Source organism: Symbioplanes lichenis, assembly GCF_030709675.1.
GTDB classification, from domain to species: domain Bacteria; phylum Actinomycetota; class Actinomycetes; order Mycobacteriales; family Micromonosporaceae; genus Actinoplanes; species Actinoplanes lichenis.
On record NZ_JAUZQD010000003.1, the window covers coordinates 312,447 to 334,466 of the forward strand.

The following is a 22,020-nucleotide window of genomic DNA, read 5'->3' on the forward strand; positions in this document are numbered from 1 at the left end:
TTTCAGGAGCGGGCGCAGGCCACGGTGGGTGCGGTGGCCGGACCGGTGCCGGTGAGGCCGAACGTCGTGGTGGCGCCGGCGGCGAGCGAGCCGTTGTAGGCGGCGTTGCGAACGGTGACGGCCCCGCCGGACTGGGTGAGGACGCCGTTCCAGACCTGGGTGACGGCCTGGCCCGAGGGCATGGTCCAGGTGGCGGTCCACGCGGTGCTCGCCGTGGCGCCGTTCTGCACGGTCACCTCGGCCTGGAATCCACCGGACCAGGAGTTGGTCACGTGGTAGGCCGCCGTGCATCCCGTCGTAGGCGGCTGGGATGCGCTCGGCGTGACCGACGGCGTCGCCGATGCGGAGGCCGAGCCGCTGGGCGTCGCGCCGCCGAGCCGGTCGCCGTAGAGGATGCCGCGGCCGTTGGTGCCGAGGTAGACCCGGCCGTACGTGTTCGGGTCGGCGGCGAGCGCGTCACCGGAGTTGCCGTACTGGTGCTGCGCGTCGTTGATGCGGACCCAGGTGGCGCCGGTGTCGTCGGAGCGGAACACGCCGTCCACGCCGTCGACCACGCCGACCAGGTAGACGGCCGGATAGGTGGCACCGGGCGCCGCCTTGCCGAACGCCACGTTGATCGCCGACGTCACGGATCCGAGCTTGGTGAACGTGGATCCGGAGTTCGTCGACCGGTGCAGGCCCGACTCGCCGGCCAGCCACACGTCGCCGGTCCTGCCCGGCACCGCTTTGACGTTGCGGGCGGCGAGGGCGGCCGTGGTGGCGAACGTGGCACCGCCGTCCTTGCTGACGTAGACACTGCTCCCGGCGTACGCGTAGAAGGTCTTGGGGTCGACCCTGTCCGACTCGACCTTGGCGCCGGCCGGCACGCCCGTGGAGGCGGTCCAGCTGCTGCCGCGTGTCGTCGAGTAGTGCACGCCCGCGCCGACCGGCGCCCACACGAAGGAGCCCGCGTCGGCGCCGACCGCGATCGTGCCGCCGCCCGTGACCCCGGCCGGTTCCTGCCCGGCGTACCAGTTCTTGCCGCCGTCGCTGGACACCCCGATGTGCGGGGCCGCGTCGGCGTTGCCCACCCGGGCGAACACCTGCGGGCTCAGCTCGGCGAAGTCGAGGCTTGTGTTGGATCCCAGGCTCGGGGTGTCGTGGAAGTTCGGCGGGACCGCGTCGAGGGCGGCGTGGTGGAAGCCGCCGATGTCGCCGAGCGCGCTGACCAGCGGGGCGCCGGTGGGCGGGGCGGCCAGGTCGAGCACGGCCGTCTCCTCGATGCCCTTGGCCATCGGCTTGATGGTGATCGTGCCGCCCGCGTCCCAGGTCGTGAGGTTGGTCGTGCCGTAGAGCGTGGCGCCGGTGCCGTAGAGCATCCGGTCGGAGTCGAACGGGTCGATCTCGAGGGACTCGTTCATCCAGCCGAGCTTCGGCGTGGACTCCGGCGGCTGCGGGTTGTTGTTGAAGTCCAGCCACGGATTCGCCGAGATGTCCATGGTGTACCGCTTGGACTGGCTCGGATACCCGTTCCAGTCCCAGATCCGGGTCCACGTGGCGCCGTAGTCGGTGCTGCGGAAGAAGATCGCGTCCGGCCACCAGGAGATCTGCGTGGCGACCATGATCGTGCCCGGGTGCTGCCGGTCGGCGGTCAGGCCCGAATATCCGTAGTACGCGTCGGAGGTCCCGGCCGGCGTCGGGCTGATGTCGGTCCAGGTGCCGGTGGTGGTGTCCAGCCGCTGCACCTGTCCGGCCCCGCCGTCGTACGGGCCGCCGGTGTCACTGGTCGCGATGAAGAGATATCTGCCCTGCACGACGCCCTTGTGCGCGAGATAACCGGTCGGCTGACCGGGGATCCGCTCCCACGTGGCCCCGCCGTCCGTACTGCGGTAGACGGGGTTCTGCTTGTCCGCCACGCCGACGAAGATCGTGCCCGCCTCGCCGAAGGTGACCCAGGTCAGCCCCTGGTTCTGGCTCTGGTAGCCGCTGGTGTCCGACGGGTCGGCGACATAGTTGCCGGCGTTGGGAAAGGCAGTCACCTTCGCCCACGTGGCGCCGGAGTCGGTGCTGCGCCACAGCCCGTTGCCGCCCTCGGCCGCGAAATAGACGTTCCGGTTGTTCGCGGGGTCCACGGCCAGCCGCTCGCCCATGCCCCGGCCCGGCATGTTGCCGCCCACCTTGAACGGCAGCGTCGTCGCCTGCCACGTGGCGCCGCGGTCCGACGAGCGCAAGATGGCGCCGTTGTTCGGGTCCCAGCTGTTCGTGTACATGCCGACGGCCGCGTAGACCCGGTTGGCGTCGACGGGATCCGGGGCGATGCTGAGCACGCCGTTCCAGCCCCACTTGTCGCGGCCCACCCAGTCCAGCAATGGGGTCCAGCTCTGACTCGCCTGGCTCCACCGGTAGGCGCCGCCGATGTCGGTGCGGGCGTAGACCAGGTTCTTCTCGGCCCGGCTGAAGACGATGCCCGGCACGAAGCCGCCGCCGTCGATGCGGACGTTCTTCCAGCTGTACGTGTCGGCGGCGGCGGCCCGCGCGCCGGGCTGAGCGAGCAGGGGTACGGCCAGCGTGGCCGCGCCGGCCAGGGAAAACGCGGCTATGAGAACGGCTGTGCGTAGGGGGCGCACGGAGGTTCCTCCCAGTACATAGACGTACGTCTTTGTGGGAGCGCTCCCATACCATTCCGCCGCGTTACGTGGATGTCAAGTTCCCGAAACAAACTGGCACCGGCCGGGTGGATTCCGGCCGACCTGTTGACTTCTCGCGGGCGCCGACATACAAAGACCGGCGTCAATCCATCGTGGGAGCGCATCCACAGCGATGGAGGGCCTTCAAGTGAAGAAGTTTCTGGCCGCCCTGGCGGTCCTGGTCACGGCGCTCGCCGTCGGGCTCGCCGCCCGGCCGGCCTTCGCCGCGTCCGGGTTCACCGTGAGCGGCACCCGCATCCTCGACGCCACCGGCACCGAGTTCGTCATGCGTGGCGTCAACCATCCGCACGCCTGGTACACCAGCCGCACCCCGCAGGCGCTCGCCGACATCAAGGCGCGCGGCGCGAACACCGTACGCGTGGTCCTGGGCAGCGGGCAGCGCTGGGGGCCGACCACCGCCGCCGAGATCACCACGCTCATCGGCCAGTGCAAGGCCAACCGGCTGATCTGCGTGCTCGAGGCGCACGACACGACCGGCTACGGCGAGCAGGCCGGCGCCGCGACGCTCGATCAGGCCGTCGACTACTGGATCAGCGTCAAGTCCGCGCTGGCCGGCCAGGAGGCCTACGTCATCCTCAACATCGGCAACGAGCCGTACGGCAACACGAACGCCACCGCGTGGACGGCCGCGACGACCAGCGCGATCACCCGGCTGCGCGCGGCCGGCTTCGAGCACTCGATCATGGTCGACGCGCCCAACTGGGGCCAGGACTGGCAGTTCGTCATGCGCGACAACGCGGCCGCCGTCTTCGCCGCCGACCCGCGCCGCAACACCATCTTCTCGATCCACATGTACGGGGTCTTCGACACCGCCGCGGAGGTGACCGACTATCTCGGGCGCTTCCGCTCGGCCGGCCTGCCGCTGGTGATCGGCGAGTTCGGCAACCTGCACTCCGACGGCGACCCGGACGAGAACGCCATCATGGCCACCGCCCAGCAGCTCGGGGTCGGATATCTCGGCTGGTCGTGGAGCGGCAACGGCGGCGGCGTCGAATACCTCGACCTGGTGACCAACTTCGACGGCACCGCCCTGACCTCATGGGGCCAGCGTCTGTTCACCGGGGCCAACGGCATCGCCTCGACGTCGCGCGAAGCCGCCGTCTTCGGCGGCAGCCCGTCGTCGCCGACGCCGTCGAACCCGCCGCCCGCCTCCTCGTGCGCGGCTGCCTTGTCCGTCAACTCCTGGGGCGGCGGCTTTGTCGCCACGGTCAAGGTGACGGCCGGCGCGACGGCTCTGACCGGCTGGCGGGCGTCGGTGACGCTGCCGTCCGGGACCGCGGTCACCAACACGTGGGGCGCCACGGCCGGCTCGTCCTCCGGAACAGTGCAGTTCACGAACGTCGCGTACAACGGCCGGCTGGCCGCGGGCGCGAGCACGGAGTTCGGCTTCCAGGGCACCGGCTCGGCGCCGTCCGCGGCGCCGTCCTGCGCCGGGATTTCCTGAAAGTTTCGGATTCGTTAACGGCCTATTGCGCTGGGAGCGCTCCCATGTCAGGCTGTGATGCACCAGACACCGATGAGTGTCGATCCCCTGTTTTGCTCTCCGTCCTCTGAGGAGCAATCTGCGATGAGTCTCCGACTTCCCCCCTCGGCCAGACGGCTCGTGACCGTCGCCGGCGCCGCCGCGCTGGTGACCGGTCTCGGCGTCGTGGCCGCCACCCAGGCCAGTGCCGCCGCGGGCTGCCGCGTCAGCTACTCCGCCAACTCGTGGAGCACCGGCTTCACGGGCAACGTCAGCGTCACCAACCTGGGCGACCCGATCTCCGGCGGCTGGCGCCTCGAGTGGGACTTCGCCGGCAACCAGCGCGTCACCCAGGGCTGGAGCGCCACGGTCACCCAGAGCGGGACGCACGTCACCGCCACGGGCCCGTCGTGGGCGTCCTCGCTGGCCACCGGCGCGTCGGCCACGTTCGGCTTCAACGCCGACTACTCCGGCACCAACGCCGCCCCGGCGTCCTTCTCGCTCAACGGCACGGTCTGCACCGGCAGCGCCGGCCCCGGCAACCCGTCGCCGTCGAACCCGACGCCGTCCAACCCGGGCCCGTCCAACCCGACCACGCCGCCGCCCGGAACGAACGCCAAGGTCGACAACCCGTACGCGGGAGTCCAGGGTTACCGCAACCCGGAGTGGCAGGCCAAGGCCAACGCCGAGCCCGGCGGCAGCCGCGTCTCCAACAACCCGACCGCGGTGTGGCTCGACCGCATCGCCGCCATCGAGGGCACCGAGGACAGCAGCTCCAACGGCTCGATGGGCGTGCGGGACCACCTCGACCGGGCGCTGGCCCAGGGCGCGGGCTACATCCAGTTCGTCATCTACAACCTGCCGGGCCGCGACTGCGCCGCCCTGGCGTCCAACGGCGAGCTGGGCCCGAACGACCTGCCCCGCTACAAGAGCGAGTACATCGACCCGATCGCCGCGATCCAGGCCGACCCCAAGTACGCGAGCCTGCGCATCATCAACATCGTCGAGATCGACTCGCTGCCCAACCTGGTCACCAACACCTCGGGTCAGGCCGGCGGCACCGCGCAGTGCGACACGATGAAGGCCAACGGCGGCTACGTGCAGGGCGTCGGGTACGCGCTTAACAAGCTGGGCGCCCTCGGTAACACCTACAACTACGTCGACGCCGCGCACCACGGCTGGATCGGCTGGGACAGCAACTTCCTGCCCACCGCGAACATCCTGCTGCAGGCCGCCCAGGCGTCGGGCAGCGTCAACAACGTGCACGGCTTCATCGTCAACACCGCGAACTACTCGGCGCTGCGGGAGCCGTACGTGCAGCCGACCACCACGGTCAACGGCGTCTCCGTGCGCCAGTCCAAGTGGGTCGACTGGAACCAGTACACCGACGAGCTCACGTTCGCCCAGGCGTTCCGGAACCAGCTCGTCTCGGTCGGCTTCAACTCCGGCATCGGCATGCTGATCGACACCTCGCGCAACGGCTGGGGCGGCTCGGCCCGGCCCACCGGCCCGAGCACCGCGACCGACGTCGACACCTTCGTCAACCAGTCGCGCATCGACCGCCGGATCCACGCCGGCAACTGGTGCAACCAGAGCGGCGCCGGCCTCGGCGAGCGGCCGCAGGCCAACCCGGCCTCGGGCATCGACGCCTACGTCTGGGTCAAGCCCCCGGGCGAGTCGGACGGCTCCAGCACGCTGATCCCGAACGACGAGGGCAAGGGCTTCGACCGGATGTGCGACCCGACCTACACCGGCAACGCCCGCAACGGCAACAACCCGAGCGGTGCCCTGCCGAACGCGCCGATCTCGGGCGCCTGGTTCTCCGCTCAGTTCCAGCAGCTGATGGCGAACGCGTACCCGCCGCTCAGCTGATCTCCCGCCGCCTCCCGGGACCGACCGGCCCCGGGAGCGCGGCCCCGGCTTGACCCGCACCCGAGTCGAGGGCCCGCGGACCGCTCCCTTCCCGGCGGTTCGCGGGCCCTCGGTGTGCTGCCCGGGCCTACGCGCGCAGGGACTGGATCATGCTGCGCAGGATGCGGACCGCCTCGGACTGGTCGTCCCCGCTCAGGCCCGCGAGCATCCTGACCTCCACCGACCGGACCGCCGCGCTCGCCTTCTCCAGGCTGCGCCGCCCGCGCGGGGTGAGCCGGGTGGGCAGCGCCTTGCCGGCGGGCGGCGCCGCGGGCCGGGTCACGTACCCGTCGCGTTCCAGGGCCTGGAGCAGGACGTTCATCGACTGCCGGGTGACGAACGCGCCCCGGGCGAGCTCGGAGTTCGAGAGACCGGGCCGTTGCGCCAGCAGCTCGAGGCAGGAGTAGTGCGTCACGGTCATCCCGAGCGGCCGCAGCACCTCCTCCATCGCCGCGCGCAGGGCGCTCGACGCCTCCTTCAGCAGGTAGCCCAGTGATCGCTCCAGGTCGACGCCGTCTTGACTCATGTCAGCATCCTGACATACGGTGGTGCGTGTCAGGCAACTGACACGCCATTCACCGCGAAGGAGCTCGACCATGCCCGTCACCGGACCCGACTTCGTCTCCCTGCAGGCGCGCGACCTCGACGCGTCGCAGGCCTTCTACGAGCGCTATCTCGGCCTGATCCGCTCGCCGGCCGGCCCGCCGCACGCCGTCGTCTTCGAGACCGAGCCGATCGCCTTCGCGCTGCGCGACGTCGTCCCCGGCACCGATCTCGGCGCGGTCGCCCAGCCCGGCATCGGCGCCGCGATCTGGCTGCACGCCACCGACGTCCAGGCCATCCACGACGCCCTCGCCGCCGACGGCCACACCATCGTCGCCGCGCCGATCGACGGCCCCTTCGGCCGCACGTTCACCTTCGCCGACCCCGACGGCTACCGCATCACCCTCCACGACCGTGCCTGAGTTCTGGATCAACACCGTCACCCTCGATCACGTCGAAGCGGCCGTCCGGGGCGGCTTCACCCAGGCGGACCACGGCGCGGGCACCCGCCTCCGCCGGCCCCGCCCGGGCGACGGGATGGTCTTCTACTCGCCGCGCACGACCCTGTCCGGCGGGCGCCCCGTGCGGCAATTCACCGCGTGGGCCACCGTCACCGGCGACCACCCCTATCGGGTACGCGTCAGCGACGACTTCCAGCCGTGGCGGCTCGCGGTCGACTTCCACGCCTGCGCGCGCGTGGAGGCGAAGCCGCTCGTGGAGCAGTTGTCCTTCGTCACCGACCCCGCGCACTGGGGCCTGCCGTTCCGCCGGGGCTTGTTCCGCATCCCGGAGCGCGACTTCGCGACGATCACCGCGCGCATGGCCGTGCCCTGACCGGTGTGCCTGTGGTCTCTTTCCCGGACTTCGCGCAGGTCGGCGGCTTAGGCTTCCCGGACGGTTAGCTGAGGCCGGACGGGGAAGGCGGCGCGGATGCGCATAGCGGTGCTTGATGTGGGGTCCACGACGGTGAACCTGGTGGTCGCCGACGCGGAGTCGGGCGTGCCGGTGCCGGTGCACACGTGGAAGGCGCGCACCCGCGTCGCCGAGCAGGTCGGGCCGGACGGCTCCGTGGCGGCGCGCGGGCGACGGCGCATGATCGCGGCGGTGCAGGAGGCCACGCGCGAGATCACCGGCGCGCGGGTGGACTCCCTTTTCGCGTACGCGACCGCGGTGGTGCGCGACTCACCCGACCGCGACGAGGTGCTGACCCAGATCGAGCAGGCCACCGGCGTACGCCTGGGTCTGCTGTCCGGTGTGGAAGAGGCGCAGCTGACCTTTCTCGCCGCCCGCCGCTGGCTGGGCTGGCGGGCCGGTCCCATGCTGCTGGCCGACATCGGGGGCGGCTCGATCGAGCTGGCGTTCGGCCGCGACCGCCTGCCCGAGTCCGCGCTGTCCCTGCCGCTGGGCGCCGGCCGGCTCACCCGCGAGTTCCTCAGCGACGGGGATCCGCCCTCGCCCGAGGCCGTCGCCCGCCTGCAACGGCACGTCCGCAGCCGCATCAAGCGCATCGCCGCCCGGACGTCCTGGGAAGCGCCGGCGACCGCGGTGGCCGCGTCCAAGACCTTCCAGCAGCTCGCCCGGCTCACCGGCGCGGCACCCCAGCGGCGCGGCCCGTTCGTCACCCGCGAGCTGCGCCGCCGCGCCCTGCGCCCATGGATCGAACGCCTCGGCGCGCTGCCCGCCGAGCGCCGCGCCGAGCTGCAGGGCGTGTCCTCGCACCGGGCCCGGCAGATCCTCGCCGGCTCGGTGGTGGCGTACGAGGTGATGCGCGGCCTGCGGATCGACTCTCTGCGCATCTGCCCGTGGGGGTTGCGCGAGGGGATCCTGCTGCGCGAGCTCGAGGTACGCCGCCCCGAGCTCGAGTCGGCCGGTTGGGTCGATTGGCCGGGACGCGAGGGCGGTCACGGCCGTACGCTGTCGGTGGTGTGAGCTTCCGAGCGGCGATCGGGGGACGGCATGGGTGACGACGGCGTCCTCCCGCGTCTCGCGCAGTGGGCCTTCGCCAAGGCGTGGCTGGGTTGCGTGTTCTCCGGCGTCTACGCGCTCGGCGGCCACTTCGGCTGGCCCGGTGGCGTCCTGACGGCGGCGGCGGTGCTGGCGGCCGTGGCTCTGGCCGTCACGGTCGCGTGGCTGCCGGGCTGGACCCATGAACGCCCGACCGGGATCCGGGTCGCCGACATCGGGGCCCGCGCTCTGGTATGGACCGGCTTCGCGGCCGCCGTGGCCGGTCTCCTCGTCGGCTCCCCGGCCGTCGGCGCGGTCGCCGGCGCCCTGCTGCTCGACACCGCCCGCCGCACCTTCGCGCCCGGCTGGGACCCGCTCCGCGCCCTGCGCCCGCGCCCGATGCCGCCCCGCTCCCACCCGGCGGCCGGGGTTTCTCGCGCCCGGAAGGCATCCCCATCAGGCCGGCTCGGATCCCGCCCGCACTCGGTGGTACGCACCCGGTCCCGATGACCGGTCGTCAGAGGTGGTCAAGTGAAACCGTCCACAGGCGTTCGGCGGCGGCGGGATCGAGGGCCCACCGCTTGACGGCGTGACTGTGATCGAAGAGCTTCGCGTCGTCGGGCACGGTGTACGCCTCGATGCCGTCGTCGAGATAGTGGCCGCCGGTGCGGGCGAACTCCGGGGACACGGCGGCGACCAGAGTGGTGGCGGCGCCCTGCTGGGTGGTCTTGTAGGTGAAGGCTCCGGACGCTTCGGCCCGCGCGAGGTAGTCCTTCTGCTCCGGGGTGAAGTCGCGCTGCAGACCGGTGACGACGCCGCCGGGATTCACCGCGTTCGCAACGATGCCGTCGCCGGCCCAGCGGCGGGTGGCTTCGACGGCGAAGAGCACGTTGGCCGTCTTCGCCTGCCCGTAGGCCAGCTGAGGATCGTACGCGCGCCGCTCGAAGTGGATGTCGTCGAACACGACCGGCGAGTTCATGTGGGCGCCGGAGGTCAGGGCGACGATCCGCGCCTCCCCGCGCCCGGAGGCGCCGGTGGCGAGGGCGCCGTGCAGCCCGAGGGCGAGCGCGAAGTGGCCGAGGTGGTTGGTGGCGAACTGCAGCTCCCAGCCGCGTCCGGTGCGGTGCAGCCCGCTGGTGAACACCCCGGCGTTGGCGACCAGCAGGTGCAACGGGCCGGCCCACCGGTCGGCGAGCGCGGCCACGGAGGCCAGGTCGGTCAGGTCGAGCGCTTCCACGCGTACGCCATCGTTGGCTGGAGGCGGCGCTGACGACGTTCGCACGCTTCGGCTATCGCAAGACGTCGATGGAAGATGTCGCCCGGGCCGCCGACATCTCCCGCCCCGGCCTCTACTTCCTGTTCACGTCCAAGCAGAGCCTCTTCCAGGCCGCCGTCGTCCAGGCCCTCGACCAGGATGTCGCCGCGGCCCAGCAGGCCCTGGCCGACCCCGTCCGCCCGCTGCGTGACCGGCTGGTCGAGGCGTTCGACCGGTGGAGCGGGCGCTACATCGGCGCCATGGCCCGCGAGGTCGCCGTCCTCGCCGAGACCCACCCCGACCTGCTGGGCCCGGTCGTCGCCGACCATCCCCGGCGCTTCGCCGCCCTGGTCACCGCGGCGATCGCGCACGAGGTGCCCGCCGCGGCCGCGGGCCCGGCCGCCGAGGTGGCGCGCACTCTGTTGAGTGCCGCCGCCGGCATCAAGCACGAGGTGGCGACCCGGGACGAGTTCGTCGCCCGGACCACCGTCGCCGTCGACCTGCTCCTGGCCGCGCTCGACTGCCGGGCCGATCACGCACTCACTCGGTGGGGGGAAGCGAGCCCGTCCGGGTGACGTCGTCCGCGACGAGGATCAGCTTGCGGTTGAGGTGCTGGCTGGTCAGGCGGAGCAGGGCGAACGCCTCCTCGGCGGTGACCTTGTGCACGCTCATCAGGATGCCGACGGCGGCGCCGATCCGCCGGCTGGTGGTCAGGGCCTCGGCGAGCTGGGCGGCTCGGGCGTGGGCCTCGGCGTGCAGCAGCAGGACGCGGGCGTGGGCGGCGAACAGGGAGGCGGTCGTGAGAGCGGCACTGCCGGCGGCCCACGGCCGGGCGCTGTAGAGGTTGAGGGCGCTGCGGTCGAGTCGCTCGGTCAGAGGAAAGGACAGGACGCCGCGTACGGGGGCCCGGGCCAGAGCGGCGGCGCGGAAGGCCGGCCACCGGTCGTCGCCGGTCAGGTCGGCCACGTGGACGGTCGCCTCGCCGGCGACCCTCAGGCAGGGGCCGTCGCCGGCGTCGTACTGCAGCTGGTCGGTCGTGAGCGCGATGTCGTCGGAGTGGGCGAGACTGTGCGGCTGCGCCTTGTCCGGCCAGGCGGTGACGGCGGCCCAGTCGCAGCCGGGCACGGCGGCCACGGCGAGACCGACCAGCCGGCGCAGCGCCGCGGCCCGGTCCCCGCCGGCGCGCAGGAACTCGTTGAGGCGCACGAAGTCGGTGGCCAGCTCGGCGGCGGACGGCTGGGTCATCGCAGGCCTGCCTTCACCTCCGCCGGGACATGCCGGCCCCATCGGTACGGCGGGGTCGTGACCAGCATATCGATCGCCGGCGGCCGTCCGGCCCCGATCTCACTACAGTGGATCGTGGCTCGGTATCAGCACCGCGGGCTACTTCGCCGCGTACGCCCGGACCAGCGTGAGGTAGGCGGTCGTGAACACGCGCCCACCGCCCACGGCCACGGCGCCGGGGCTGTAGCCCGGGCTGACCCCGAGGGTGCGCAGGCGCTTGCCGGTGCGGGCGTCGACGGCGGCGAGGTAGGTACGGTCGGTGTCGGCGCCCGGGTGGTGCTGGAACCACAGGACGCCGGTGGCTGCCGTGAGGGGGCCGGTCGGGCGGGCGGGGGAGGACCAGCGGACGCGGCCCCGCGAGTCCAGCGCGGCGACGTGCGCGGTGGCGGTCGTGGCGAACACCCCGGTGCGGCCGGCGAGGACGTCGGTGTAGCGGCCGGGCGGCGTACTGAAGCGGATCTTCCCGTCCGTGGCCCGGAAGGCCTGCAACCGGCCCGCCGCGACGTACACCGCGGCCCCGTCGATGGCCAGCACACCCTCCGCCACCCGCGACCGCGACCACAGGCGACGCCCGGTGCCCGCGTCGATGCCGTGCAGCCTGCCGGTGGTGACGTCGATGCCGCGCGACATGCCGGTGGCGACGCCGATGTCGTGCGGCGTGGTGGCCTTGACGTCGCGCGGCGTGCCGGTGGTCGCTTCGTTGTTGTGCGGCGCAGTGGTGGCGCTTGTTCTGTGCGACGTGCCGGTGATGGCGTTTGACTTGTGTGGCGTGCCGGTGGTGGCGTCCGTTTCGTGTGGCGTGGCGGTGGCGGGCGTACCCGCCGGGGGCAGGAGGTGGAGCGCGAGCCGTCCCGCCGCGGCGGCCAGGCGCGGGGAGCCGCCCGCGAAGGTGCGCTGCCAGGCCAGGGTGCCGTCGGCGGCCGACCAGGCCGTCACGGTGGTGTGCGCGCAGCCGGTGGCGCCGGGCCGGTCGCAGCCGGTCTCGGCCGCCGCGAGGACCAGCGGCCCGGCCGCGACGAGCTCGGTGGGGAACTTCTCGCCGGGCAGGTCACGCTTCCAGGCGGTCCGGCCCTCCAGGGTGTACGCCCGGACGGTCGCCTTGACCCGCGCCCGCTCGTACGCACTGAGCGTCAGGATCCGTCCCCCGGCCGCCAGCGGTCGCGTGAGAAAGAGCGTCGCCACGGGGTCGGCGCCGAACGGCAGCAGCGCCCCCGTGGCGGCGTCGCGCCGCGTGATCCGAACGGCGGTGCCCGGCGCGGTCGCGGGCTGAGCATCCTCGGTGTAGTAGACGGAACCGCCGGCATAGGTGGGACTGGATCCGATCGTCGACGCCACGGGTCCGGCGCGCCAGGCCGCGTGCACCCGGCCGGCAGCAACGGGATCCGGCCCCTGCGACGCGCTCGGCGCGGGGAGGGCGGCCAGCAGCATGGCGACGGTCGGCAGAACGGCGGCGAACATCCCCGTACGATGCCGCGCCACACCCGGAAACGCCCAGCTCGGCACGCTGATGATCACTCCGTCGTGGGCGTGCCGTGTCCCCCGTTCGACGTCAGCCCGGCAAGACTCGGCGCCGCGCCGCCAGGATCCGATGTCGGCTCGGCGAAAGCGGATGCCGGGGCGGCGAGGCTGTCGCGGAGGCCGGTGGCGCGGGCGACCGGGCGGGCGACGGCGGCGCGGATCGCGTCGGGGGTGCCGAGGATCCTCAGGCCGGTTCGCGCGCGGGTCACAGCGGTGTAGAGCAGTTCGCGCGTCAGCAGCGGCGACCCGGCCTCCGGCAGGACGAGCGTGACCCGGCCGAACTGGCTGCCCTGGCTGCGATGCACGGTCAGCGCGTAGAGCGTCTCGGCCGACGACAACCGAGACGGGGGTACGAGCACCGGGGTCCCGCCCCGCGCGAAGGCCGCCCGCGGCCCGTCGGGCGTGCCGACGATGACGCCCGTGTCACCGTTGTAGAGCCCGGAGTCGTAGTCGTTGGCCGTGATCAGCAACGGCCGGCCGAGATCGAGGTCGGCGCCGGCGGGCGCGTCGAGCCAGCGGGCGATCTCGCGGGTCCAGCGCGTCACGCCGTAGGGTCCCTCGCGGTGTGCGCACAGCAGCCGGTGGGTGTCCAGGGCGGTCAGCGCGGCGGCGGCGTCCCCGGCGACGGCGGCTTCGGAGACCGCGCGGAGGGCGGTGACGGCGTCGGTGCGGAGGCCGTCGACGTCGGCGGGATCCGTGAACTCGACGGCGGGATCCCCGGAGATGAGCACGGCGAGGGCGGCTTCCGCGTTGCCGGTGCGGACGGCGGTGGCCAGGGCAGCGATCGCGCCTCCGAAGCGCCAGGTCCGGGTGAGGGTGACGACGCCGTTGTGGATCCGGCGGCCGGGTTCGAGGACCCCGGCGGCGGTCAGGGCCGCGTGCAGGGCCGGTTCGGGTGGGCCCCCGGCGCGGACGATGTCGCCGAGCACGGCCCCGGCTTCGACCGAGGCGAGCTGGTCGGGGTCGCCGACGAGGATCAGCCTGGCCTCCGGGCGTACGGCCTCCAGCAGCCGAGCCATCAGCGTCAGCGACACCATGCTCGTCTCGTCGACGACCACCACGTCGTACGGCAGACGATTGCTCCGGTCGTGCCGGAAGCGCGTGTGCGACCCGGGCCGGCGGCCGAGCAACCGGTGAATGGTCGACGCGTGCAGCTCGCCGAGCGTCGCCCGGTCGGCGTCGGGCAACGTGGCCGTGACCTCGCGAACCGCCTCCTCGAGCCGGGCGGCCGCCTTCCCCGTGGGGGCGGCGAGCGCGATGCGCAGCCGGCTGCCACCGGGCCGGGTGACTCGGCCGGGCTCGGAAAGGCGGCCGGGCTCGGCGCTGGTGGGCCGGTCGGGATCCGTGCCGGGGGATTGGGCGGGCTCGGGGCTGAGCCGGCTGGGCTCGGCGCTGGTGGGCCGGCCAGGATCGGTGCCGGGGAACTGGGCGGGACTGGGCCGGCCGGGGTCGGCGGGGGAGGGCTGGGCGAGTTCGGGGCTGGTGGGCTGGGCGGCGAGGACAGCGAGGAGGCGGGCGATGGTCGTGGTCTTGCCGGTGCCGGGGCCGCCCGCGAGGACCGAGACGTGGCGCAGGGTGCTGACGGCGGCGGCGAGGCGCTGGCTGCCGCCGTCGGGGAAGAGGCGGTCGAGGTCGGCGCGCAGCCGGTCGGGGTCGGCGTCCGGGCCGGGTCCGGCGGCGCGGGTCAGCAGCTCGTGGCGTACCTGATCCTCCTGCCGCCAGTAGCGGTCCAGATAGAGGAGGTCGCCGACCAGTCGCAGCGGCCGCCCGGCCCTGTCGAGCGGCCTGCCGACGCCGGGCGAAGTTCCGGGAGCGCCGTCAAAGGCGGCGAGCGGGTTTCCGTCGCCGGGAGCGTTGCCACGAGCGGCGAGCGGGTTTCCGTCGCCGGGAGCGCTGTCACAGGCGACGAGCGGGCTCCGGCGACAGGCGGCGAGCCAGGACTCCGGCTCGGGCCACGGCAGGGCGACCGGCTCCTCCGTGACAGTGGTCAAGTGGACGCGCGGCAGGTCGAGGCACACCGAGCCGAGCCGCAGTGCGCGGACCGTCAGCGCCACGGCCAGCCGTACGCCGTCATCGGTCTCACCGCCGAGGCGGGCGACGCGATCGGCGGTGTGCACGTCGGCGAGATCCAGGATCCCGGCCACGTTGAAGACCTGCAGCAGCCCGGTCGCCCGGTGCGCGAGCGTGACGGTCATGAGACGCCGTCCAGCAGCCCGGTGGCCCGGTGCGCGAGCGTGACGGTCATGAGACGCCGTCCTGCAGCCCGGTGGCCCGGTGCGCGAGCGTGACGGTCACGAGATGCCGTCCAGCAGGTCGGACACGTCCACGATCAGCGCCGCCGGGGGCTGCCAGCTGAAGACGCCGTACGGAAAGCCGTCCGGCCCGCACATGCCGCGCAGGAACAGGTACAGCACGCCGCCCAGGTGCTCCTCCGGGTCGTATCCCGGTTGGCGCCAGCGCAGATACCGGTGCAGGGCGACGGCGTACAACAGGGCCTGCAACGGATACTGGGCGGCGATCATCGCCCGGGTCAGGGCCGCGGGTCGGTAGTGGTGCGCGGTGAGGGGCTGCCCGGGCTCGCCGAGCCAGTTCGATTTGTAGTCCACGACGACGTAGCGCGGCCCGGGCAGCCGGAGCACGGCGTCGATGCTCCCGGTGAGGTAACCGCGGAGCCGCTGGTCGCCCAGGCCCGGGGCGCGCAGCTGGTCGGCGTACCCGGCAACGGGGTCACCCGGACCGAGATGGCGCGCGAGCAGATCGCCCAGCGTGCCCAGCGTGACCGGCGGGGTGTCCCGGGAATGGTCGCCGCCGTCGAGGGGCAGCTCGAAATCGAGCTCGGCGAGGCGGTCGGCCGGCGCGAAGTCCGTCAGCGACCGGCCCCCGGCCAGCGGCCCGAGCGGAGTGTGCAGCGCGGGCAGCAGGGCGGCCGCCAGCGCGGCGGGCTCGACCGTCAGCGCTGTGCGGGCCAGCAGTTCGGCCGCGCGGGCGGTGAGCGCGGTATACAGGTCGGCCGACGTGAAATCCAAATCCTCGAGCAAGGTATGCACCAGAGTGCCGAAGGCGGCGCCGCTCGGCAGGTCTGCCATCGGGGACAGGGGGCCGCCTCCGGCTTCGGGAGCGGCGGGGAGTTCCTCGTCGGTGATGACCCCGGTCTCCGGTTCGCTGCCCACACCGGGCGTCTCGTGCACCCCGGCGGTCAACCGGGAGTACGACGTCCGCCGCCATCCGAAGTCCAGCGACCGCGTGAACCGGGCCGCCGCCAGCTCGGGGCGGGCGGGCGTCAGCGCGGGCAGGCGTACGGGCGGCGCCGGTTGCACCCGTTCCACAGTGACCGCCGGGCCGGCCAGGGACTGCAGGTGCGCCCAGGCCGTGGCGTCGTCGGGCACGGGGTACTCCGGCTTCGGCGTCTCCCCGGCGGCGGGCCGGCCGAACAGGAACCGGTGCAGCGCCGACGCCTTGGTGTTCGCGGTCGGCGCCCACCACGTGACGACCTGGCACGCCGCTCGGGTCAGGGCGACGTACAGCAGGCGCAGGTCCTCGCCGCCCTCCTCGGCCAGGTGCCGCGCGGCGCCGGTGGCGTAGCCGGGGCCCTGGGATCCACCGACGTCGAGCACCCGGGCGCCGGTGTCGTCGTGCAGGTGCAGCAGATCGGGCTGGCCGACGTGCCGATCCCACGCATACGGCAGATAGACGACGGGATACTCGAGGCCCTTGCTCGCATGCACGGTGAGGATCTGCACGGCTTCCGCGTCGGACTCGAGGCGCCGGCTGCGTTCCAGGCTCATGTCGTGCGGGGCCTCGTCGATGCGCCGGCGCAGCCACTCGGCGATCGCGGTGAGCCCGAGCGTGCCCTCGGCCGCGGCGGTGTGCAGGGCCATGCCGACGTGGCGCAGGTCGGTCAGGTGCCGCTCGCCGGAGCGCCACGCCAGCAGCCGGGCGGGCATCCCGGCCGCGGTCACGGCCTCCAGCAGCGCCGCGACCCCGCGCGTGGCGAGCAGCCGGGCCCAGCCGCGCAGGGTGACGCCCAGCTCCTCGAACTCCTGCTCCCCGGCGCCGGCCAGCTGCTCGGTGGTCCATCCCACCAGGCCGGTACGCGCGGCCGCCGCGACCCGCGTCCCGCGATGCGGCTGCTCCAGGGCTTCCAGCAGGGCCAGCCAGTCGCGGGCGGCGACCGTGCCGAAGACGCTCGTGGTGCCCGCGAGCACGGCCGGCACCCCGGCGGCGGTGAGCGCGTCGTGCACCTGCAGGCTCTGCCGGTGCGTACGGACGAGCACCGCGACGTCGCCGGGGGCGATTTCCCGGTCGCCGAGCCGGGTTCCGGGGCCGAGCAGGCCGACCATGTCCACGGCGAGGTCCCGGGCGATCGCGTCCCGGGCGGCGTCGGTCGCCACGAGACCGCTCTTGTTCGCCGGGAGGCCGTCGCGGGGTACGACTCGGATCCGCAACGGGGAGCCGGGATGCAATCGCCGGGCGGAGTGGGCCGCGGCCACCGGCCGTACGGTGATGCGACTGTCGCCCAGGGCCGCCTCGCCGAGCACCGTCGCGAAGGCGTCCAGCACCGGGGCGTCGCTGCGCCAGTTGGTCGCCAGCGTCGCGTGGTGCGGGGCGGCGCCGGCCGCGGCGAGATAGCTGACCACGTCGGCGCCCCGGAAGGCGTAGATGGCCTGCTTGGGATCCCCGATGAGCACCAGCGTCGCGTGACCGTGGAAGGCCGTCCGCACGATCGTCCACTGCACCGGGTCGGTGTCCTGGAACTCGTCGACCAGCACCACCCGGTAGCGCTCACGCAGCCGCCGACTCGCCTCGGGCCCGCGGACGGGATCCGTGAGCACGGCTGCGAGTCCTGTGAGCATGTCGTCGTATCCCGTCAGGCGGCGGGTGCGTTTGCGGTGCGCGACTTCCCGGCGTACGGCCTCGGCGAATCGGTAGCGCGCCTCGGCCTCGCTGCCGGCCGGCGCCGAGCACGGTTCAAGCCGGGCCTGGCTGTCCGCGACCGCCTGCCGCGCGACGTCGAGCGCGCAGTCCCGGGACATCGCCGGCGCCGGGGCGCCCGGTTGGGCGTACTTGCGCAGGTAAAGGTCGTCGGCCACCTCGACCACCAGGTCGTCCGGATCCTCGGTGAAGACGGCGTCCCGGTCGGTGTCCGCGGCGATGCCGAGGCTCGCCAGCACCTCGTGGCAGAACTGGTGCGTCGTGGCGATCGTGGCCGCGTCGAAGCCGGCGATCGCCGTGGCCAGCCGCGCCCGCCGCCGGGCGACCTCCTCCGGCGGCGCGTCGGCCAGCCGGGCCACGACCTCGTCGTGTTCCGCCTCACCGGCCAGCCCTTTCTCCGCGGACACCAGCCTTTCCCGTACGCGTTGCCGCAGCTCCGCGGTGGCCGCCCGCCCGAACGTCACCAGCAGCAGCTCGTGCAGGCTCGCGTGACCCTCGGCGACGTACCGGGCCGCCAGCGCCGCGATGGTGTACGTCTTCCCGGTGCCCGCGCTGGCCTCCAGCACCACCGTGCCCTCGGGCAATTCGCCCCGCACGTCGAAGGCGGCCACTCCGCGCGTCATCGTGGCGGTCACGGCTGGTCCTCCCGCTCGGCCGCGCACAGGGGCCGCCACAGCCGCATCGCCAGCTCCCCGAAACGGGTCGGCTCGGTCGTGCCCGCCGCCGTCAGCAGCCGGTCGAAGGGCGCGTGGTCGCCGAGGACCATGGCGTGGCCCGCGTCCTCGTTCTCGCCGATGCCTTGGAACCGGGACCACTCGGCGGCGGCCTTGGTCTGCGCGGCTTCCGCGGTGCCGTTGCGCAGGCGGCACCGGGCGTACGCGTGGGAGCTCTTCGCGGGCAACGGCAACGGCTCGCGCATCCCCTCGTCGTGCAGGCCGACCAGATCGTGCAGGGTGCGCCGGGCGGTCTCCGGACCGAGTGGGCCGTACGTGCAGCGGCGCACCCCGCCCGTGCCCCGGCCGATGGTGACGGCCTGCCAGGGGGTTCCGGGGCGGGCGGCGGTCAGGGCGAGGACGGTCAGCCAGGCGCGCAGGCGGTGTTTGGGACTGATCCGGGCGTACGAGACCACAACCGCACAGTTCCCGTGCACGCCGGATACGGTTCCGTCGAGACGGCGTCCGTCCGGCAGTGTCAGGGATACGTCGAGCGCGGTGGGCGTACCCGTCAGATGCGTCTGCGCCGCGGCCGCGAGGGGCGCCACTTCATCGGCCATAGCCTGCAGCAGCCGCCGTCCGAGGGGGCCGGGTGGCACCGTGCCGCGCCGCCACTCGGCCTGGACGCAGCGGTCGAGGTCGGCGCCGCGCAGCAACGCCTGCAGCAGCCGCTCGCCGACCGCCCAGCGCTGCAGGCCGTCCAGCTCGACGGGCAGCCCGTCGCCGGGGTCGGCGTCGTCGGTGAAGAAGCTCAACCCGAGGCGCCGCCGCAGAAACGCGCGCACCGGATGCTCCACAAAGGACTTGAGATCGTCGAGGCTCGTCACGTCGGCCACGGTCGACTGGAGGGGCGTGGCCAGGAACGGCGGGTCGGCCCTCCGTGGCCCGGCGCCGGCCTCCGCCCCGGCCAGCGCCACCGGATCGAAGCTGAACGGCGCGCCGGCGGCGAAGTTGCGCTGGTCGAAAGGCTGCAGCGGGTGCCGGGTCACGCTCGTTCCGAGTACGTCCAGCATCTCGTCGAGAGGTACGGCCGGCGGGCGCGGCGCGTTGGTCCGCTCGTCCGCACCCGAGTAGAGCAGGACGAGCTTGTCCGTCGCCGCCATGACGGCGTCGAGCAGCAGCTGGCGGTCCTCGCCGCGCGGATCCCGTTCCCCGGCACAGGGATCCCGGGCGAGCACGTCGTCGCCGTCCACCCCGGCCGAGCGCGGAAAGACGCCGTCGTCGAGCCCGAGCACGCACACCACCCGGTGCGGCACCGAGCGCATCGGCACCATCGTGCAGATCGTCAGGTCGCCGGTCCGGAAGTTGGCCCGGGTCGGCCGCCCGCGCAACCGCTCGTCGAGCAGGGAACGTACGTCCGGCAGTGTGAGCATCGTGTCGACCGGCTCCGCCGTGAGCTCGGCCCGCAGTTGAGCCGCCTGCCAGGAGTCCGCATCCGGCACCGCCGTCAGTGCATCCACGGCGGCCACCAGCGCATCCAGCCAGGCCTGCGGCGGATGCTCGCCGGACAGGCTCGCCAGGGCGCTCGTCAACCGGTCGGTGAACTCCGCCAGCCGCCCCACGAGGTCCACGTCCCCGGCGTCGACGTCGTCCAGCGGCAGCGCGGTGCCGAGCCAGCTCAGCTCGTCCTCGCTCATCGCCACGCCGAGCAGCACCCGGTCGAGCCCGGCCTCCCACGTGTTCGGGCGCACGCCGTCGAGCTTCCACCGCGCGCGATGCGCCGCGTCCAGACCCCAGCGCACGCCCGAGTGCACCACCAGGTCACGGAGGCGGTCCAGGTCGTCGTCGCGCAGCCCGAAACGCCGGCGTACGGGCGCCGCGGCGATCAGGTCGAGCACCTGCGCGGCGGTCACCCGGGCGCCGGCGAGCTCGAGCAACCGTGCCGCCACCCCGAACAGCGGGTTCACCTGGCGCAGCGCCCGATCGGCCAGCTTGACCCGCAGCCGGTGCGCCGGATGCGCCGCCTCGGATCCCAGCCCGAACGAAGCGGACACCAGCGGCGCGAACGTCTCGATGTCCGGGCACATGACAAGAATGTCGCGCGGCTCGAGGGTGGGATCGTCGGCCAGCAGATGCAGGACTGTTTCGCGCAGGACCTCGACCTGGCGGCCAGGGCCGTGGCAGGCGTGGACCTGGACGCTGCTGTCGGCCGGGCCGATGGCCTGAGTGGTCGAGGTGTCGTCGGTGATCGCTTGTTGCAGCCGCCGGAGTTGCGTGTCGGGTGCTCCTTGCATGGGTTCTTGCGTTGTGGCGGCCTCTCTCTTGCCGGCCGGGTAGTGGTGATCCTCGACGGGGACGCCTGGCGCGGCGAGGAGCAGTTGCAGCTCCCGGGCGTCGCGGCCGAGCGAGGCGAGCAGCGGGTGGCGGGGGAGCGCTGCCGTCGGATCGTCGCGCCTCGGGAGGCGGGTGCGCTTCCGGGCGTACGGGCGAACGGCCTCCCACAGCGCGGGGGAGGGGTGCGGCAGCCAGAGGTGAACGTCACGGTGCTCGGCCAGGGCAGCGAGAACGGCGATGTGCGCGGCGGGCAGCCGGGTGAGCCCGAAGACCGACAGGCGACCGGGCAGGGAGGAGACCTGCGGATCGGTGTGCAGCAGGTCTTGCACGGTACTCAGACGGGTGGCCGGATCCGGCTCGGCGAGATGCCGGGTCAGGCGGCGCCAGAGCTCGGGCTGCCAGCGCAGGTCCCCGGGCACGCCGGTGTCACTGCCTGCGGTCCACTGCCGGAGCATCTCGGGCCGGTGCAGCGCATAGGAGGTGAAGAGGCCGGCGAGGTGCCGGGCCGTGGCGTACCGGCGGCCGCGACGGATCTCGTCCCCGTCCAGGTAGGTCGCGAGCGGACGGCACCAGTCCTCGTGCAGCGACCCGTCGATGACGTCGAGCACCGGCCAGACGAGCCGGTCGGGGTGCCAGGGATCCTCGCGCGGCGCATCGGTGTCCGCCTTGTCGGTGGCCCGCGCGATGAGCTCGGGGACGCCGGGGAACTCGACGTTCGCGCACACGCCGCCGCTGCTCTTCAAGGCGACGCCAGGCCGGATGTCGCTGCTGGTCTCCGCGGGTCCGTGGCGGGCGGTGGCTTGGCTTCGGTGGGCGGGGGCTCCGGCGCCGAGGTGGTGGCTCAGGCGCTGGGCAAGCCACCGTTCGACGCCGCGGGACGGGACGCTGACGATCTCGGGCGTGAACGGATCGCCGAGCGGCTCACGGAGGACCCCGGCCAGGGCATCGGCGAGGCGATCCGCCCGTTCGGCCCGATGTACTCGCAGCATGCCTGCCTCGTCCCCGCTCGAGACTGCTCAGGCCGTACCGTATATGAGTATTTTTCGAACCTCGCCCGGTTCCGGGGAACTGCTCCCGCCGGAATATGATCGCCGCGTGCCCACCCTGCGCATCGTCGCCGCCGTGATCCGCAACCCGCAGGGCCACTGGCTCCTCGTCCGCAAGCGCGGCACCACCGCCTTCATGCAGCCCGGCGGCAAGCTCGAACCCGGCGAGTCCCCCGACCAGGCCCTGGTCCGCGAGCTGAAGGAAGAGCTCGACCTCGCCGTCGGCCCGGCCGACCTGACCCACGTCGGCCGCTTCACCGCCCGAGCCGCCAACGAAGCCGGCTTCATGATCGACGCCGACGTCTACACGGCGCCGTCCATCACCGACGCCGTCCCGCTGGCCGAGCTCGAAGAGGCCCGCTGGGTCGACCTGCTCGCCTCCGGCGCCCTCGAACTGGCTCCCCTCCTCACCGACCACCTGCTTCCCCTCCTTCGCGACGGCCGCCTCTGA

General features: G+C 73.2%; 16 protein-coding genes. 8 read left to right on the forward strand and 8 right to left on the reverse strand.

What is annotated here, in order from left to right:
* Window positions 1-2 precede the first annotated feature (2 nt).
* The gene (locus RAN62_RS08610) at window positions 3-2,606 is read right to left on the reverse strand and encodes a cellulose binding domain-containing protein (protein ID WP_305783981.1); all 2,604 of its coding nucleotides are present in this window, start codon (window positions 2,604-2,606) and stop codon (window positions 3-5) included.
* Window positions 2,607-2,814: 208 nt separating this feature from the next.
* On the opposite strand from RAN62_RS08610, the gene RAN62_RS08615 reads away from it, so the two are divergent.
* Both RAN62_RS08615 and RAN62_RS08620 read left to right on the forward strand, forming a co-directional pair.
* Window positions 2,815-4,131 carry a cellulase family glycosylhydrolase gene (locus RAN62_RS08615; protein WP_305783982.1) on the forward strand — a complete coding sequence of 439 codons (1,317 nt, stop codon included), beginning with the start codon at window positions 2,815-2,817 and terminating at the stop codon, window positions 4,129-4,131.
* A 123-nt stretch (window positions 4,132-4,254) separates the two neighbouring features.
* The gene (locus tag RAN62_RS08620; protein WP_305783983.1) at window positions 4,255-6,021 is read left to right on the forward strand and encodes a glycoside hydrolase family 6 protein; all 1,767 of its coding nucleotides are present in this window, start codon (window positions 4,255-4,257) and stop codon (window positions 6,019-6,021) included.
* Window positions 6,022-6,148: 127 nt separating this feature from the next.
* On the opposite strand, the gene RAN62_RS08625 is transcribed toward RAN62_RS08620, so the two are convergent.
* The gene (locus RAN62_RS08625; protein WP_305783984.1) at window positions 6,149-6,586 is read right to left on the reverse strand and encodes a MarR family winged helix-turn-helix transcriptional regulator; all 438 of its coding nucleotides are present in this window, start codon (window positions 6,584-6,586) and stop codon (window positions 6,149-6,151) included.
* Window positions 6,587-6,656: 70 nt separating this feature from the next.
* On the opposite strand from RAN62_RS08625, the gene RAN62_RS08630 reads away from it, so the two are divergent.
* The 4 genes from RAN62_RS08630 (at window position 6,657) to RAN62_RS08645 (ending at window position 9,057) form a co-directional block, all read left to right on the forward strand.
* Complete coding sequence (locus RAN62_RS08630) at window positions 6,657-7,025, forward strand: VOC family protein (protein ID WP_305783985.1); 369 nt, start codon at window positions 6,657-6,659, stop codon at window positions 7,023-7,025.
* A complete protein-coding gene (locus tag RAN62_RS08635; protein WP_305783986.1) occupies window positions 7,018-7,437 on the forward strand; it encodes an EVE domain-containing protein in 420 nt (139 codons plus the stop codon). The genes RAN62_RS08630 and RAN62_RS08635 overlap by 8 nt, the downstream gene beginning before the upstream one ends.
* Window positions 7,438-7,554: 117 nt before the next feature.
* On the forward strand, window positions 7,555-8,532 hold the full coding sequence (locus tag RAN62_RS08640) for a Ppx/GppA family phosphatase (RefSeq protein WP_305783987.1): 978 nt from the start codon (window positions 7,555-7,557) through the stop codon (window positions 8,530-8,532).
* Window positions 8,533-8,559: 27 nt separating this feature from the next.
* Entirely contained in the window at window positions 8,560-9,057 is a 498-nt protein-coding gene (locus tag RAN62_RS08645; protein ID WP_305783988.1) for a hypothetical protein, read from the forward strand.
* A gap of 7 nt (window positions 9,058-9,064) precedes the next feature.
* On the opposite strand, the gene RAN62_RS08650 is transcribed toward RAN62_RS08645, so the two are convergent.
* Window positions 9,065-9,784 (reverse strand): SDR family NAD(P)-dependent oxidoreductase, encoded by a 720-nt coding sequence (locus RAN62_RS08650; protein ID WP_305783989.1) that lies wholly within the window; start codon window positions 9,782-9,784, stop codon window positions 9,065-9,067.
* Between the two features lie 29 nt (window positions 9,785-9,813).
* Here RAN62_RS08650 and RAN62_RS08655 point away from each other — a divergent pair, with 29 nt between their 5' ends.
* The gene (locus RAN62_RS08655) at window positions 9,814-10,377 is read left to right on the forward strand and encodes a TetR/AcrR family transcriptional regulator (RefSeq protein ID WP_305784296.1); all 564 of its coding nucleotides are present in this window, start codon (window positions 9,814-9,816) and stop codon (window positions 10,375-10,377) included.
* On the opposite strand, the gene RAN62_RS08660 is transcribed toward RAN62_RS08655, so the two are convergent.
* From RAN62_RS08660 to recC, 5 genes are all read right to left on the reverse strand, one after another.
* Window positions 10,343-11,047 carry an ANTAR domain-containing protein gene (locus RAN62_RS08660; RefSeq protein ID WP_305783990.1) on the reverse strand — a complete coding sequence of 235 codons (705 nt, stop codon included), beginning with the start codon at window positions 11,045-11,047 and terminating at the stop codon, window positions 10,343-10,345. The two genes, RAN62_RS08655 and RAN62_RS08660, sit on opposite strands and share 35 nt — an antisense overlap.
* Window positions 11,048-11,185: 138 nt before the next feature.
* Entirely contained in the window at window positions 11,186-12,544 is a 1,359-nt protein-coding gene (locus RAN62_RS08665; RefSeq protein WP_305783991.1) for an outer membrane protein assembly factor BamB family protein, read from the reverse strand.
* A gap of 53 nt (window positions 12,545-12,597) precedes the next feature.
* On the reverse strand, window positions 12,598-14,799 hold the full coding sequence (gene recD / locus RAN62_RS08670) for an exodeoxyribonuclease V subunit alpha (protein ID WP_305783992.1): 2,202 nt from the start codon (window positions 14,797-14,799) through the stop codon (window positions 12,598-12,600).
* Between the two features lie 96 nt (window positions 14,800-14,895).
* On the reverse strand, window positions 14,896-18,171 hold the full coding sequence (locus RAN62_RS08675) for a UvrD-helicase domain-containing protein (RefSeq protein ID WP_305783993.1): 3,276 nt from the start codon (window positions 18,169-18,171) through the stop codon (window positions 14,896-14,898).
* Window positions 18,168-21,512, reverse strand: coding sequence for an exodeoxyribonuclease V subunit gamma (gene recC, locus RAN62_RS08680; protein ID WP_305783994.1), 3,345 nt, complete (start codon window positions 21,510-21,512; stop codon window positions 18,168-18,170). The genes RAN62_RS08675 and recC overlap by 4 nt, the downstream gene beginning before the upstream one ends.
* 106 nt (window positions 21,513-21,618) lie before the next feature.
* On the opposite strand from recC, the gene RAN62_RS08685 reads away from it, so the two are divergent.
* Entirely contained in the window at window positions 21,619-22,020 is a 402-nt protein-coding gene (locus RAN62_RS08685) for an NUDIX hydrolase (RefSeq protein WP_305783995.1), read from the forward strand.

Bases quoted from the DNA above. Each gene is read 5' to 3' on its own strand.
- RAN62_RS08620 (WP_305783983.1), top strand. From the start codon at position 4,255: ATGAGTCTCCGACTTCCCCCCTCGGCCAGACGGCTCGTGACCGTCGCC.
- RAN62_RS08625 (WP_305783984.1), bottom strand. From the start codon at position 6,586: ATGAGTCAAGACGGCGTCGACCTGGAGCGATCACTGGGCTACCTGCTG.
- RAN62_RS08630 (WP_305783985.1), top strand. From the start codon at position 6,657: ATGCCCGTCACCGGACCCGACTTCGTCTCCCTGCAGGCGCGCGACCTC.
- RAN62_RS08645 (WP_305783988.1), top strand. From the start codon at position 8,560: ATGGGTGACGACGGCGTCCTCCCGCGTCTCGCGCAGTGGGCCTTCGCC.
- RAN62_RS08660 (WP_305783990.1), bottom strand. From the start codon at position 11,047: ATGACCCAGCCGTCCGCCGCCGAGCTGGCCACCGACTTCGTGCGCCTC.
- RAN62_RS08665 (WP_305783991.1), bottom strand. From the start codon at position 12,544: ATGTTCGCCGCCGTTCTGCCGACCGTCGCCATGCTGCTGGCCGCCCTC.
- recD (WP_305783992.1), bottom strand. From the start codon at position 14,799: ATGACCGTCACGCTCGCGCACCGGGCGACCGGGCTGCTGCAGGTCTTC.
- recC (WP_305783994.1), bottom strand. From the start codon at position 21,512: ATGCTGCGAGTACATCGGGCCGAACGGGCGGATCGCCTCGCCGATGCC.